Raw genomic sequence first — 14,825 nt, 5'->3', positions numbered from 1 at the left:
CCAGTCAGCTACTCGTAGACAGGATACGCGTCGGTCAGTTCGGCGACGCGTGCGGCCACCTCGTCGATCACGTCCTCGTCGTCGGGCGCGTCAACGACCTCGTAGATCAGATCCGCGACGTCCCGGCAGTCGTCCTCGTCGAATCCACGGGTCGTCAGACCGGGCGTGCCCGCACGGATACCCGAGGGGTTGAACGCCGAGCGCGTCTCGCCGGGGACGGTGTTGGCGTTGAGCACGATCCCGGCGTCTTCGAGCGCTTCTTCGACGTCTTTCCCGGGCGTGTCGGGATGTGACGGGCGCAAGTCGATCAACACGAGATGGTTGTCGGTCCCGCCCGAGACAAGTTCGAGGCCGTGTTCCTGGAGGCGTTCGGCCAGGGCATCCGCGTTCGCGACTGTCTGTTCGGCGTATGTCTCGAAGTCGGGGTCGAGGGCCTCCTTGAAGCCGACGGCCTTGCCGGCGATGTTGTGCATCAGCGGGCCGCCCTGCATGCCGGGGAAGACCGCCGAATCGATGTCGTCGGCGAACGCCTCGTCGCTCATGATGATTCCGCCTCGGCCGGCCCGGATCGTCTTGTGGGTCGAACCGGTCACGAAGTCGGCGATGCCGACCGGCGATGAATGAACGCCCGCGGCGACAAGTCCGGTGATGTGAGCGATGTCCGCCAGGTGGTAGGCATCGACGTCGTCGGCGACGTCCTGAATCGTCTCCCACTCGACTTCGCGGGGATAGGCCGAGTACCCGGAGACAATGATGTCCGGGTCGAACTCCGCGGCCGTCTCGGCGAGACCCTCGTAGTCGATGTAGCCAGTTTCGGCGTCGACCTCGTACTGCTCGACGTTGTAGACCTGGCCGGCGAAGTTGGCCGGGTGGCCGTGGCTGAGGTGGCCGCCGTGAGTCAGGTCCAACGAGAGGATCTTGTCACCGGGATCGAGGACGGCCAGGTAGACGCCCATGTTTGCCTGGCTACCCGAGTGGGGCTGGACGTTGACATGATCGGCGCCCCACAGTTCTTTGGCCCGGTCGATCGCCAGTTGTTCGACTTCGTCGGCGTACTCACAGCCCGCATAGTAGCGCTTGCCGGGATAGCCTTCGGCGTAGATGTTCGTCAGTGCCGATCCCTGCGCTTCGAGGACGGCCTCACTGACGTGATTCTCACTGGCGATCATCGCCAGGGTGTCTTCCTGTCGGTCGCGCTCGCCCCCGAGCGCGGCTGCCAGTTCCGGATCGACCTCGCGAACGGTCTCGTGGGTCATATCTATCCCTGACGGTCCCCTCCTAAAAGGTCTACCTGTCCGCGTTTGTGACCGGCCAGTCCACTGCTCGAGATTACAACCGGCCGGATGTCTCTTCCGACAGATGAATGTGGGCTAAATCGGCCGACATCTCTGTTGAAATAATTCAAATTATCTTATATAGGATTGCCTGAAAAAGAAGATTAAACTATCTCGACTGCTCTATATAAGTATATCATGGACACTCAAAATATGGTAAGCCGACCACTACACGCGATTATCGCGGATACGGTAGAGGCGGCCCAGGACGTCATCGTCGTCAACCCGGCACGAGAGATGATTCGAGAACTCGTCACAACACTCGACGAGCTTGACGCTCCGCCTGCGGTCAAGGTCCTCGCTAACGAGCGCGCACTCAAAGACGAGATGGACGACTTTCTGATCGGGAGTCTCGCCGCCGATTTGATCGATGCGGATATCCTCGCTATCCGGTTGCTCGACGAGCTGGCAGTGAACTCGTTGCTCGTGACCAGCGAGGACGTGGTCTCGGTCGTCGACGCCGGCCCGACAGCGGCAGGCCTCGGGACCGACGACGTATCCTTCGTCGAGGCAACACGTGACTTCTACGACGACCAATGGGACGAGGCCGAACCATTCACGCTTCGGACACCGCCGCTCACGGCCGTCAGGTCGACCTTAGAGAGCGAACTGGGCACGGAGACACTCGCGGACTTCGACGCCGTCCTCGATTCGCTCTCTGTGGCCCGTGGTGACGGCGAGGGCATCGACGAGGTGACGATCAGTCTGCTCGTGGCCGCCCGCAACGAGCAACTTCTCTACGACATCAGCAAGTGGGGCGAAGATGTCGGGCTGGCGAGCAAAGCTACGTTCTCCCGGACGAAGACCCAACTGGAAGACCAGGGACTGCTCGATACCGAGAAGGTACCGATCGATGTCGGTCGGCCGCGCTTGCGGTTGTTACTCGGCACGGACGCCCTTCGGGCAGCCGACGCCAGCGAACTGGCCGACAAAGCGATGGCCCACCGCCGGTAACGCGGCCTTTTTGCCGTTCGCGCGAGCATCCAAAGGCATGGCTGTAGGTATCGTCGGATCTGGGCCGGCCATCGAGGCGATCGAGGCCGCACTCGAAGACGTCGACGTAGAGACAGAACGGCGGCAAGCCCTCGATGCTGGGGCCGACGAGATGGGAATCGTGGTCGACGTCGCCGGAGCGGCGGCCTTCGAACGCGCCAACGAGATAGCCCTGGACTCAGAGACGCCCTGGATTGCGGTCGAACTCGGTGGGGTCGGCGGCGTCCCGGTCGTCGACGCGGCGGTCACTGGCTTTGCAACCGATAGCGCCTGTTATGACTGTCTCGCGACACGGGTCCGCGCCAACGTCGATCCGAGTGAGGAACCTACCAAAGCCCAACCCCCGGCGACCGCCCGGTTCGCGGGCGCACTAGCCGGTCGTGCCGTCGCCAGCGTTCTCGATCCCGGAACTGACGGCCCGGATCCCTTTGGGGCCGTCATCGAGGTCCCACACGCGCGACGACGGGTTCTGTCTGTGCCACACTGTGCGTGTGGCACTGACCCAAATCGAGCGATCGACCGGGAACGCATCGATCGCGAGGTCGACCAGTCTCTTGCCCGGGCCGAGCGTGGTCTGGACGAGCGGGTGGGAATCGTCCGCGAAGTGGGGGAAGTATCGTCCTATCCACTGCCGTACTACCTGGCCCAGACCGCTGACACCAGTGGGTTTAGCGACGCCAGCGCAGCCAATCAGGCGGCGGGCGTGGCCCTGGACTGGAACGAATCGCTGATGAAAGGATTCGGTGAAGCATACGAGCGATACGCAGCCGGAGTATACCGGCACGCGAACTTCCGGGAGGGCACATCAGCGGCGGTCGAGACGCCGGTCCCGCCGTCGGCGTTCGTCGGCCCTTCGGAACCGGACGACGAGGCCACTTGGGCGTGGCTCGACGGGGAAAACCTCTCAACGGGCCACACGGTCCAATTACCGGCTTCTCTCGGGGTCTATCCGCCACCTAACGAGCAGATTCGACCGGCAACGACCACCGGACTAGGGTTTGGAAACGACGCGATCGAAGCCATGCTCGCGGGCCTGTACGAGGTTGTCGAACGCGATGCAGCAATGCTGTCGTGGTACTCGACGTTCGAACCCCTTGCACTGTCCGTCGACGACGATAGTTTCCAGACAGTGGTTGCGCGATTGGAGGCTGCGGAGTTGTCGGTGACGACGCTACTACTTACCCAGGATGTCGACATCCCGGTCGTCGCCTGTGCCGTCCACCGAGCAGAGCAGTGGCCCCGGTTTGCACTTGGATCGAGTGCACAACTTGACCCAGCCAGTGCCGCCCAGTCGGCGCTGGCGGAAGCAACCCAAAACTGGCTCGAACTGTCCCGGATGGGGCCAGAGCAAGCTGCAAGCGCTGGCGGGGCGATCGGCGAGTACGCGTCGTTCCCCGAGCGCGTCAAGCAGTTCATCGACGCGCCCAGTACGGTTCCGGCGACGGATGTCGGGCAGTCCGACCCGCCAGCAGGGCAAGCTGAACTGGAAACAGTGGTCGAGCGCATCGCAAACGCAGGGATGACCCCGTATGCGACACGACTAACGCCGCGTGATATCGACGAACTGGGGTTCGAGGTAACCCGTGTCCTCGTCCCGAAGGCCCAACCGTTGTTCCTCGGGGAGCCGTACTTCGGCGATCGACTCGAATCGGTGCCGGAGGAACTCGGCTTCGAACCGCGTCCGGACAACGCCTTCCACCCGTTCCCGTGAGTGGGATCAGATTCCGAGCGCCGCACGCACCATATCACGGGTGCCAGGACCGAGTCCGACGGCCGTGACTGCCACGAGCAAGAGATACGAAAACCGCGGACTCTCTTCTAAGAACTCTTCGGTGAACAGCCAGACGAACCCAAGTGGGACGGCGAGTTTCACCAGCAGGAACGGCCACGACGTGCCCATGAAGTCGATGACGCCTGGCGGTAACACGGTCGTGGTCACGTCGATGATTATCGCGTTGGCGGGGTGTTTCGCCGAGTAAGTGAGTGTCTCGGGTAGTCCAATAGCGTGGATCCAGTCAGCCATCAGCACGTTCGCAACCCCGTCGATGGCCTGGCCCCACAGGACAACCAACCCGGCGTAGCCAGTTCCACGATTGATCTCGGGTGCGAACCGCTCAGCGAGGACATAGAGTCCGTAGGCAAACAACGATGCCAGCCCGACCGTTAGGACGACGACTTGCGGATAGAAGCCAACATATTCGACAGTCAGGCCAAGCATCCCGAGATAGCCGATCGTGACCGCGAGGAGACCGAGCCCCATCGCTGCGAGGGGTTTGTGTGTCGTCTCGACGATGTCGCGGTCGGCGAGTTCGACGCTCACGATGAGCGCTGTCAAGGCAATCACAAAGACAGTGAAGTAGATAACTGGACTGATGAAAAGCGAGTTCATCGGATACGACAGGAACGAATCGACGCCTGCTGGCACTTCGTCGGTTGCGTCCTCGACGACACGCAGGGCCCCACCGAACAGCATGAACGGCACCAGCGCGTACAGCAGGGTTCGGTCGAGCGAGAGGTCGAGTCGTCGCAAGAGCAGAAAGACGCCGATCACGAAGAAAAAGGCAATGACCATGTAGCCGACCTCGGAAACGATTGTGTAGCCCGGTTCGGCGACGACTGCATCCCCCTGGATAGCACACTGGGCCTGATTCGACCAACTGACGAGTATGGTCTCGCCCTGGGCCTTGATGGCACAGGCGGCGTTGTGTGCATCAGCGTAGACTGGACCCCAGAAATACTGCCAGATGAAGCGATCCCAGACTGCTTTCGTGAACGCGATCGAAGCCCCGACAAGGGCGAGTACAGCGACCGCGAATGTCGCTAGCCACGCCCGGCCGGGATTGTCGTCGACGAAATCGTTCATGAGCGGGTACGCGAGAGCCGGGGAGTTGAGGGTTCCGGTCCCGAACGGACACCGCCTCGACGAACGGCCACGAACCCACTCCTTTTGCCCGGTGGCACCGATCGGGTGGGTATGGATCCAGAGGTACTCGGCGATCTCGTCGCCCCCGAACGCCGTGGCGAGACAATAGCCTATCGACGGGCCGACGATCCAGCGCGTTCACACACCTACGAGAGTTTCTGTGCGACGGCCTGGAAGACGGCAAATCTCCTGCGTCTGTACGGCGTTCATGCAGACACAACAGTCGGTGTTGTCGACGCCCCGAAACGGCCGGAGAGACAGCCGCCGACGGGACCGACACGCCAGGCGACAACCCCCATTCCGGAAGTGCTTTTGGCGTTCATCGGGGCTGGGACCCTCGGAGCGAGCGTCCAATTCGATCCAGCGTCGTCGTTCGACGGGGGGGCACTGCTCTGTCCGGCGGCCTGGACCGAATCCTACGAGACGAGTGCGGGCTGTACGACGCTCGCGTACGGTGGGCCACCGGCCGAACCCGAAGTCGTCCACTTCGAGAGTGAAGTCTGGAGCGAGACGCCGATTGCCCCACCCGAATCGGTGTCGTCGGACGCGACTGCCCTCGTCACGACAGCAGGAAACCATACACACGACGAATTGCTCGAGTCCGCGCAAGCCTTTATCGAGGACAGCGGACTCGAAGCCGGGGATGCGATCAGTATCGACGCCGAGTTAAGCCACCCAGGTACGCTCGCTGGCGGAGTCGTCGCGCCCCTGTTGGTCGGTGGGACAATGCACGTTGGCGGCGATAACGTCGACGTCCGGATCGGGGACAACGGCGTCGATCCCAACCGGATTATTCAGGACCACTCGGACGAACGAAATTCGCCAACGTAACGACAAAGCCAACGAGCCAGCCGATCGGCACCGAAATACCGACCCACATCCCGACGTGGGCGACCCCGCGGAGGTCGTATTTTTGGCGCAACCGTTCGTTGATGTCAAAGACGTCGAGGAGGTGGGTGTTGACCCACCGCGCGACGGCCTCACTCCGGGCGAAGACGACATCGGCGATCGTTGGCGAGTACAGCGCCGCGACAATCGATGGCAAGAACAATGCTGTCACGCCGAGTGGATAGGCCACAAACACCGTCGTGAAACGCCCGCCGACGCGGCTAAACAGGTGCGCGAGCAAGCCAGCGACGACGGCAACGAGACTCGCGGCGAGCACAGCGATGAATCCGGCCCTGGTAAACTGATCCCAGGCGACGATCGACAGCCCACCCCAGAGCAGTGTGAGGGCACCGACGACACCGATCGCTCCGATGCGAGCCGCGACACCGTCCAGGCGGTCGGCCTGGGCACGGAGCGCGTACCCCAGCAGGACGAATGGGTACAGCAAGCCAATGACCGGCACTCCAGCGACACCCCAGAGGCGATAGGTGATCCACCCGCGCTGGGAGCTTGGCGTCCACTTCCCGAGGACGGTCTCGTCGGCGTCAACCTGGCGCGGATAGACAATCGCCATCCACGTCTCGTGGAGCCGTTTGAGGTCGATGCTGATACCGGCAACGAGTCCCGACGCGTTCCCGCCCGACATTTCCTGGAAGTTTGGTACGGGCGCGTATAATTGCTACGAGGGCGACATCGATCGTGTCTCAATACTTCGGTTCAGCGTCGAACTCGGCGAAAAAGCGCTCCATGAACGCGTCGCGGCGCTCCTGCCATGCGTCGAAGTTCTCGGGCAGTTTCGGGTAATCGTCGTAGATGGCTTTGAGCTCACTCGCCCGTTTGTTGACCTTGTAAGCGTCGTACAGCGTTTGCCAGTGGCCGAAGGTATCTTTCAACGTCTTGAGCTTCATGCCGAGGCTCATCGAGGCCGTTCCCGACCGACCCAAAATGTCGATGAGTTGCTGGGCGGGCAACGCAGAGAGAACCTCCGTGAGTTCCTCGATCGTGTGCGTGCCGCCGAAGATATTGTACAGATCCATGGCGGCAAAGCGCTTCCCGAAGTCCGTCTGGACACGACGGTTGTACTCCCACAGCGCGTCTTCGCTAACGTCGCCCTCGGCGATGGCATCCCCAGCAACGTCGGCCGCCCAGTGGCCGGCTTTGGCCGCGCCGGGAATACCGCCTCCGGTCGTCGGATTTACATGTGCCGCAGCGTCGCCGACGGCGATCAGTCCCGGCGCCGTCGCGGAGTCGTACGGTCGTCGGGTCGGCAATGCGGCTCCACGCTTGTCCTTGACGGTGGCGTTCTCGAACTCGGGGCGGTTTCGGAGGTCCTCCCGGAGTACTTCGACAAGCTTCATCGGGTCCCGATCCATCTGGAAACCAAGACCGACATTGATCTCCGTGGGCGTTCGCGGGAAATACCAGAGATAGCCCAGTTCCTCGGTCGGCTTGAAGACGATCGCGTCCTCGAAGTCGACGGGTTCCTCGACCTCGATCACCTCCCGATAGGCGGAGCAGAACTGCTGGTAATTGACGTTCGTGTCGAAAGTGGCCGCATCGAGATCAGCTTTGTCCTGGAGAATCGATAGCGCACCGGCGGCGTCGATCACCACGTCGGCCTCGTAGCGGCAGTGATCACCTTCACGGGTCGCTTCGACGCCCTCGACGCGGCCGTGTTGGATGACGTCGCGGACGACGGTATTGTAGTGAACCTCCGCCCCGACGCGATCGGCCTCTTCGAGCAACACGTCGCCATACCGTTTGCGGTCGACGATGGCACCGGAGCCAGTATCGAACGGATAGTCGATCGTGTCGCCGTCCGGAATCTCAAACAATGCGTGATTGATATTCTCGTTGGTGAATGATTCGTCACGGAGATAGTCGAGGTCGATAACGTCGGGGAACGTGCTCTTGCCTTTGATCGCGTCGCCACAGGCGATATGGCCGGCCTCATCTTCGGGTTTGCGCTCGAGCAGAACAACCTCAAGCCCCTGCTGGGCCGCGGTCGCCGCGGCGAAAGTCCCTGCAGTCCCGCCCCCGACGACGACCACGTCATAGGCCTCTGTAGACATTGGCTGTGGGTTGTTTTGGGGGTCACAAAAACCTGCCGTGAAGCGATAACGAGGGGCGGGTCGTGACGAAAGTGTCATGGTCGGGCCGAACGCAGGCTGGAGCAAGCGATGGCTATTATCGGCCGTCGCGGTGATCCAATGGCTATGCGCAGACGACTCGCTGGCTGGCTGGCAAATCGAGATATCGTTCCAACCGCCGGACAAGCTGTCTTCGGGTATTACGCCGATACGGGCGTGTTCGACCGGGAAAGTATCCAGCTCAAGCGACTGGTCGATGCTCGGACTGAAGCGATGATTCGTGACGCTTTCGATCCCGTCGAGGACGAACTAGCGGCGGCCTTCGACGTTGAGGACGTCACCTTCGAGTACGATACCAAGCTCACGCTCCCGGCCGAGTTGACCCTGGGGCAGCTATACCGGGCCGCTCGCGAGCGGGCCGGCGACGGTACCGATCCGGTCGCGTTGAGCGTCTGGGCGGACAACTCGACAACGGGCACAGCCGACGAATCCGATGCTGTTGGGCCGATCCGCTATCGACGGCCGATCACCGAGACGGCATGGGAGGTCGGCCCGACCGGTGCCCAGGAAATCGTCGATCGTGGAGAGTATCTGACGCGGTTGGTGATCGCCGCGTTGATCGACGGCGACATGCGTGACGCGATTAACGACGAAGAATTCGAGGACTTTGACGTCTCGTTTAGGCTCGAACCCGGCGAACGCAAACGCGTCGCAGAGATCGTCCAGTCGACGCTACAGTCTGAATTAGACGCAGCGTTCGACCGACTGCCCGACGAAATTCAGGAGATCTACGGCTGGGCGGTCGACGTCTCCGAGCGACACCAGGACCGAGACCCGATGTTCCGGGAGTTGCTGGCAGACGCCCAGAACGGAGACCAGCAGGCCCGCGACCGCATTCGCGAAACGTATCGTGACGCCCCAGTCACAGAACTCGACGTCGATGTCGACCGCTTTGCCGGAATAGAGGATCTGCCCTATTTGAAGACCCAATATGCGCGGGTCGGCGTCATCTACGACGGGATGATCGAGATGTACCGTCGAGCGGGCCTCCCGGTCGACGACGCCTTCAAGCGCTCGATCGTCCTGGCGATCATCGGGGCACAGATCTGGCTGGACGACGTCGATGATTTCGTCGCGGACCGTGTCGACGGCCAGTTGACGCCCGCCACTGCCGAGTACGTCCTCGCTGCGGACGATCGGGAAGCCTACGAGGCAATCGTCCAGATAAGCGAACGATATATCGATCTCGCTGCCGAGTACGCAACCGAAACCGACTCGCCCCTGACCGGAATCGCCGCCGAATACATCTATCGTTCGGGCGATCCGAGTGTGTTGCCCGGTCACGAATAACCGTGCCCGAGCGGGCCGATCCGACTCGATGTTCGGTCTGGACTGTCGGCGTCACCGTTGTGACACGCTTTTATAGCGGTGGCTTACACAGTTAGGGTAATGACGACGCTCGTCGAGATCGCGAAACGGCTCGAATCGGCCGCCGCCGCGGCGACGATCGCGAGTCGGGACCTCCTGTCGCTAGATACCAACCCGGTCCCGGCAGACTGGACGCACATCACGAAGATCGATCCCGAGGACGAGAAACAACTCCCCCTGCTCTATCCGTTGTATCTTCAACACACGAGCGCCCTGGAAGTCGGTGGCTCGAAGGACGTCACCGGGAACAACACCCAGCAGACGCTCGAACTGGTGGCCGATCGGCCCGCCCCAGCCTTCCAGGAACCGTCTGGACCGGCCCAGGTAACCGACGAAACCCGGAAACAGGCCGAATTTCTGGCCATTCCGGAAGTGCTCAACGGTGATTCGGAGTCGCTGGTCGGGCAACTCGGCCGTGGCGTCGAGCATATCGAAGAGGAAATCGCTCCGACGATGCTCGCGGAGAAACTGCCGATTCCACTCGGCGACAGCATCGAAAATCGCCTGAGTCGGGCCGCCACGACCTGGATGCTCGAGGAGTCGATCTTCGAGGCGTACATCATCCAGAATCCGGACAGTGCGGCCGCGCGGGAGGCCAACGTGGAGCCCGAGGACCTCCTCGATCCGACGGCAGCCAAACAGCGGGCGATGGCGGCCGAACGGTATCACGAGGCCGAGATCATCTATCTGGAGTACTCGGGGACGTTCGGTGGCGATGAAGCTGCGGAGATCCTCGACGCTGTTGCTGACGGGATCGAGTGGTCGCGCGTCTGGTATGGCGGCGGCCTCGACGATCGGGAGAACGCACAGGCGATGCGGGACGCCGGTGCGGACGCCGTGGTCGTTGGGAATATCTTCCACGAGATTGCCACCGAGGAAGCCGACATCTGTGCCGACGCCGCGGAGGCACTCGATCCCAGCGCGGGTCGTCCAGCCATCGAGTCCTGGGTCGATGACGAAATCGACCTGGCTGAAACCAGTGCCGCAGACTATCTTTCGACGATTACCTCGCTGTCGAATCCGGTCTCTCGTGCCCGAGAGTACCTAGTCGCGACGATCGAGGCGTCCCTCGGACTGGCGTCGCTCGCTGAGGAACTCGCTGACGAGGTTTCGGATGAAGCGTCACTCTCGTCGGCACTTGCCGAGCGTGAGGAACTACCCGGCGAGATCGAACTTTCCAAAGTTCTGCCCGACGACGAGCAATCGTTCTCGCGGGAACTCGTCACTGGATTGCTTGCCGACCACTTCGATATCGAGGCGGACGTACCGCCGGTTTCGCACATCCGCATCGCGGTATAACGAACACGTCGAATAGGAGGTTGACTGGCTCGTAGAAACGGCACAGCTATCGCCGACAATTCAGGCTTGGGATCGATGAGATTCTGGAGTCCCCAATCGACCGTCATTGAGACGAGTTGACCGGGCAGTCCATCAAACAGCACGCCTGCCGTGCGAATATTTAACCCTATCTCCATTATAAACGCACCTGTGAGCATGTGAGTGCAGTAGGGTAATATTCTCACAACTGCCAACGGTAGCCTGCACGTCGGATGCACCCGTGAAAATATGAGCGATACAATCATATAAATAAGTATCAAGCAATAATGGTATATTTTATAGGCACAGCCATGTAGAATTATTTGGCGCGTATATCGATCCCCCGCCGGCCAACTACACGCCAAGTCTAGACTCCTACACAAAAAATTATATGTGGGTTGGGGCCCCGTCCTTATATTGTAATGGACTTAAAAAGAAGTAGTCCAGAGTCGGACGGAAGACGCACAGCTACAGTAGCGCTCGGTGGGGCGGCAGTCCTGGCGGCGCTGGTTGTTCTGACAACATTGTCGGGAGCGGTCGTCGGCGCAGATCTGTCGGCAGACGCTACTCCGGCTGAGCTTAACGAATCTGTCGAGCCCAGTGACGGAACGAATCTAACTATCCTCCAGTATAACGACGTCCAGACAGCGATGGCCAACCCCGAGGCGATTGGAACGCTCCAGGGCGCGATCACTGACCGACAGGCTGCCCTCGATAATCCAACACTCGTTGTGGGTGGCGGTGACGAGGTTAGCCCGAGTTCCCTGTCGGCCGTCTCCCAATGGCGTGTCCCAACTGACGCTTTGAATGTCATTGATCCGGCTGCCGAGGTCATCGGGAATCACGACCTCGACTACGGGTTCAAACCAGTCGCAGATTTCAGCGAGGAATCCGAATTCCCGTGGCTTGTTGCCAACATTCGTAACGAGGACGGCGAAAACATCCCCGGGACCAAAAACTACACAACTGTCACGCGCGATGGCGTCAAGATCGGCCTCCTCGGTCTAGTTGATGACGCCGTCAAGTCGAAAACGGCAATCGACTTCGAAGAAAATGGCTACACAGTCACGGACTTCTCGAAAGCCGGCAATCAGGTCGCCGAAACACTGCGAGAAGAGGAAAATGTCGACGTGGTCGTTGCCCTCACTCACACCGGCATCCCCGAATCCAAAGAGCTCGCCAACAATACGGACAACATCGATGTGATTGTGTCCGGTGACGACGAGATTACCTACGGACCGAAAGTCACATCCGGGTCAGTCGTCGTTGAAGCGGGGGGCAACGCCGAATACCTGGGCGAGGTCAACGTCACTGTCAGTGACAACGGTGTCGGATTCAATGATGGAAAGCTCTACAATCTCGGTGAGGGCAACTGGTCGATGAACGAATCGGCCAAAAACGTCGTCGAATCGGGACTGAGCGAGGACCTTTCGCAGATCGCCGGCGAAACCACGGAAGCACTTGATTCGACGGGGCAGAACTATGCCGATGACACTAACTGGGGGCGCATCGTCGGTGATGCGTTCGTCGAACAAACCGGTGCTGACGTGGCCGTCACCAACGCGGGCGGTATTCGTGGAAACTTTATGATCGATGAGGGGGATGTCACGTACGACGACGTCTATACGTCGCTGCCGTTCGGCAATACCCTCGTTACCAAGAAGATGACTGGCGAACAGCTCGAGAGTCTGCTCGCGAGTCAAGTCACCGCACCGACTGACAACTACGGAGCACAAGCACAGCTACAGGTGGGTGGCGTAACGTACGAGTTCGTCGATCAGCCAAACGCCTCGACGATGATCAGCGACATCTACGTCAATGGCGAAGCGCTCGATCCGGACGCAACCTACAATGTGACGGTCAACTCCTACATGGCTGGATGGGATGACCTCAGCACCTTGCCGACAGTCAGCGAGGATTACACGCTGTATGGCACTGCTGTCGTGAACTACATCGAAGAACGCGAAACGATCACCCCACCGGCGGAAGATCGCATCCGACGAGCGACGCGCATGCTCGAAGCCCCGTCAGTGTCGACTGACGGAGACATGACGACGTTGACCTACGATGTTCCGGCTGCCGTCAGCGACATCAAGGCTTCGACGTTCACCGTGATGAACGAAACGTCACAGACCGTCCCCGTCCAAGACGTATCACTCGACGATGGAAGCCTCACGGTCACGGTCGAGACGGAAGCACTTGAAGAGCTCTCGACAACGAGTGAAGCTGTCGACATCTACGGCCACTACGCGGACAGCGAGATCGACGAACTCCGCAATGGCCGGGAAGATTCGGTTCTCAACGCAGATGCGATGATCGAAGTCGATGAGGAAGAGCCCGAATCGACGGCGACAGAAACGGAAACCGAAACGGAGACGGCGACCGCGACATCAACGGAAACGACCGAGCAGTCGGACACCACTGGAAAAACGACGACAACCAGCGGCCCAGGATTTACGGCGGTGTTGACAGTAACGGCCCTGTTCGCACTGTCGCTGGGTGTCATCGGTCGACAGCGTCGCGACTAGTCGCCTGTCGAATCGATTTTCAATCAAGTAGCGGTCCGGTCGATATGAGATGAGCCACCAGTCTCAGTTGTCACTCTCGGTTTCCGTTGACAGCTCGCTCGACCCTGCTTGTTCCGAGTGTGGGTAATCGATCGGAGGAGTCGTCTCTTCTTCGGTGGAATCGATACTGCTGTTGCCATCGAACGAGTCAATCTTCTCCTGTCGGCTGTCGGCCATCTCCTCTAACGGGTCAAACAGGACGATTCCCCGGCCGCTGGTGTACTCGTAGGCGCTCCACTCGGGATACGTGAGGACGCCACTCATTTTTCTGACGCGGATCTGCTTGATAAGTGCGCCATCGACGATCTCCTCGTTGAGGCGCATCTCGACGATTCCGTCGGCCATGTAGCCCATATCGTGGGGGAATCCCTGTCCGTCACCGGACATGGTCGCGCCGGCGAAAATGGGGACAAAGCGACCCTTACAGACGTCCGCCCGGACGTCTTTGACGAAGTTGTACGCACGAATCGGCTGGATGAGTGAGCCGAGTTCGGTCAGTGAGTCGATCACGACGATACCCGACTCGTGCATCCCCAGGCGTTCGAGGGCGTTGTCGAGGCGACTTTCGAGTTCGTGCACCTCGGTCGCATCTCTGACTGTCGTCGTCGCGTCTGTAACGATCGATCGAAGGTGTCGGTTCCAGTCGCTCATGCGATCGTGCATCCGATCAGGATCGTCCAGACGATAGGTGAAGCAATCGACAACGTGCAACTGATCGCGTTCGAGATACGGGAGGACGTTCCACTCTAAGGAGACGAACGACTGAATGACCGAGATCGGGGGTTCGAGGAAGGCGACGATCACGGCCGGTTCGCCACGCTGGAGCGCGCGCCAGATCAGTTCTGCCTGGACTGACTCGGTTCGCGTCCCGGCGAGGTCGCTGAGCATAACGAAGGAATTGCGGGGCATTCCCTCGGGCAGGGCGGCTTGCAACGCAGTCACGCCGGGGTCGAACCGTCGAGCCCCGTGAAACTGGGTGAACACGCGGTCGCTGTCTTTGATCGCGTCACGACAGGCTGCCGAGCAGAACTTGTACGTCTCTCCGTCGTGATCGAGACACGTCGGATCGTGCGGGATCGGGAGCCGGCAGTAATCACACCGCTGGACCCCATCTGGTGGTTCAGTTTCGGCTGTCGTTGAGTCCGCTTCGTCGGACGAGTCATCGTCCGAATTCGTCATGCGTTCACATATCGGCTAGATCGGTTTAATGGTCAGGGTGGACCTGCGACGGACACCGCAGAGGCTTAGTTATATAATTCGTGTCAGGAATCGCGTGGAAGATGTA

The 14,825-nt window shown here is 60.5% G+C and carries 11 protein-coding genes; 6 read left to right on the top strand and 5 right to left on the bottom strand.

Annotated features, from left to right (window positions below; genetic code table 11):
- Positions 1-8 precede the first annotated feature (8 nt).
- Positions 9-1,256: a serine hydroxymethyltransferase gene (gene glyA / locus HZR20_RS08715; RefSeq protein WP_181686201.1), complete on the bottom strand. Its 1,248-nt coding sequence runs from the start codon at positions 1,254-1,256 to the stop codon at positions 9-11.
- Between the two features lie 216 nt (positions 1,257-1,472).
- On the opposite strand from glyA, the gene tbsP reads away from it, so the two are divergent.
- A complete protein-coding gene (gene tbsP / locus HZR20_RS08710) occupies positions 1,473-2,288 on the top strand; it encodes a transcriptional regulator TbsP (RefSeq protein WP_181686200.1) in 816 nt (271 codons plus the stop codon).
- Positions 2,289-2,325: 37 nt separating this feature from the next.
- Positions 2,326-4,038, top strand: a complete 1,713-nt coding sequence (locus HZR20_RS08705) for a YcaO-like family protein (RefSeq protein WP_181686199.1) — start codon at positions 2,326-2,328, stop codon at positions 4,036-4,038.
- A gap of 6 nt (positions 4,039-4,044) precedes the next feature.
- On the opposite strand, the gene HZR20_RS08700 is transcribed toward HZR20_RS08705, so the two are convergent.
- Entirely contained in the window at positions 4,045-5,190 is a 1,146-nt protein-coding gene (locus HZR20_RS08700; protein WP_181686198.1) for a DUF63 family protein, read from the bottom strand.
- 111 nt (positions 5,191-5,301) lie between these two features.
- On the opposite strand from HZR20_RS08700, the gene HZR20_RS08695 reads away from it, so the two are divergent.
- Positions 5,302-6,081, top strand: coding sequence for a hypothetical protein (locus HZR20_RS08695; protein ID WP_181686197.1), 780 nt, complete (start codon positions 5,302-5,304; stop codon positions 6,079-6,081).
- Here HZR20_RS08695 and HZR20_RS08690 read toward each other — a convergent pair.
- A complete protein-coding gene (locus tag HZR20_RS08690; protein ID WP_181686196.1) occupies positions 6,041-6,784 on the bottom strand; it encodes a hypothetical protein in 744 nt (247 codons plus the stop codon). The genes HZR20_RS08695 and HZR20_RS08690 overlap by 41 nt on opposite strands.
- Positions 6,785-6,842: 58 nt before the next feature.
- Positions 6,843-8,210 (bottom strand): geranylgeranyl reductase family protein, encoded by a 1,368-nt coding sequence (locus HZR20_RS08685; protein WP_181686195.1) that lies wholly within the window; start codon positions 8,208-8,210, stop codon positions 6,843-6,845.
- A gap of 144 nt (positions 8,211-8,354) precedes the next feature.
- Between HZR20_RS08685 and HZR20_RS08680 the strand changes: the two genes are divergently transcribed.
- From HZR20_RS08680 to HZR20_RS08670, 3 genes are all read left to right on the top strand, one after another.
- Positions 8,355-9,578 carry a hypothetical protein gene (locus HZR20_RS08680; protein ID WP_181686194.1) on the top strand — a complete coding sequence of 408 codons (1,224 nt, stop codon included), beginning with the start codon at positions 8,355-8,357 and terminating at the stop codon, positions 9,576-9,578.
- Between the two features lie 99 nt (positions 9,579-9,677).
- Positions 9,678-10,955: a heptaprenylglyceryl phosphate synthase gene (locus HZR20_RS08675; RefSeq protein WP_181686193.1), complete on the top strand. Its 1,278-nt coding sequence runs from the start codon at positions 9,678-9,680 to the stop codon at positions 10,953-10,955.
- 440 nt (positions 10,956-11,395) lie between these two features.
- Positions 11,396-13,501, top strand: a complete 2,106-nt coding sequence (locus HZR20_RS08670) for a bifunctional metallophosphatase/5'-nucleotidase (RefSeq protein WP_181686192.1) — start codon at positions 11,396-11,398, stop codon at positions 13,499-13,501.
- Between the two features lie 63 nt (positions 13,502-13,564).
- On the opposite strand, the gene HZR20_RS08665 is transcribed toward HZR20_RS08670, so the two are convergent.
- Entirely contained in the window at positions 13,565-14,719 is a 1,155-nt protein-coding gene (locus tag HZR20_RS08665; RefSeq protein ID WP_181686191.1) for an ATPase domain-containing protein, read from the bottom strand.
- Positions 14,720-14,825 lie beyond the last annotated feature (106 nt).

The organism is Halorhabdus salina, from assembly GCF_013839425.1.
Taxonomy (GTDB): Archaea; Halobacteriota; Halobacteria; order Halobacteriales; family Haloarculaceae; genus Halorhabdus; species Halorhabdus salina.
Note: the sequence above shows the minus strand (reverse complement) of the source record. Positions and strands in the feature narration are given on the sequence as shown.

What these genes read in the sequence shown, in the direction of transcription:
- glyA (WP_181686201.1), bottom strand. Translation starts at nt 1,256, where the DNA reads ATGACCCACGAGACCGTTCGCGAGGTCGATCCGGAACTGGCAGCCGCG.
- tbsP (WP_181686200.1), top strand. Translation starts at nt 1,473, where the DNA reads ATGGACACTCAAAATATGGTAAGCCGACCACTACACGCGATTATCGCG.
- HZR20_RS08705 (WP_181686199.1), top strand. Translation starts at nt 2,326, where the DNA reads ATGGCTGTAGGTATCGTCGGATCTGGGCCGGCCATCGAGGCGATCGAG.
- HZR20_RS08700 (WP_181686198.1), bottom strand. Translation starts at nt 5,190, where the DNA reads ATGAACGATTTCGTCGACGACAATCCCGGCCGGGCGTGGCTAGCGACA.
- HZR20_RS08695 (WP_181686197.1), top strand. Translation starts at nt 5,302, where the DNA reads ATGGATCCAGAGGTACTCGGCGATCTCGTCGCCCCCGAACGCCGTGGC.
- HZR20_RS08690 (WP_181686196.1), bottom strand. Translation starts at nt 6,784, where the DNA reads ATGTCGGGCGGGAACGCGTCGGGACTCGTTGCCGGTATCAGCATCGAC.
- HZR20_RS08685 (WP_181686195.1), bottom strand. Translation starts at nt 8,210, where the DNA reads ATGTCTACAGAGGCCTATGACGTGGTCGTCGTCGGGGGCGGGACTGCA.
- HZR20_RS08680 (WP_181686194.1), top strand. Translation starts at nt 8,355, where the DNA reads ATGCGCAGACGACTCGCTGGCTGGCTGGCAAATCGAGATATCGTTCCA.
- HZR20_RS08675 (WP_181686193.1), top strand. Translation starts at nt 9,678, where the DNA reads ATGACGACGCTCGTCGAGATCGCGAAACGGCTCGAATCGGCCGCCGCC.
- HZR20_RS08670 (WP_181686192.1), top strand. Translation starts at nt 11,396, where the DNA reads ATGGACTTAAAAAGAAGTAGTCCAGAGTCGGACGGAAGACGCACAGCT.
- HZR20_RS08665 (WP_181686191.1), bottom strand. Translation starts at nt 14,719, where the DNA reads ATGACGAATTCGGACGATGACTCGTCCGACGAAGCGGACTCAACGACA.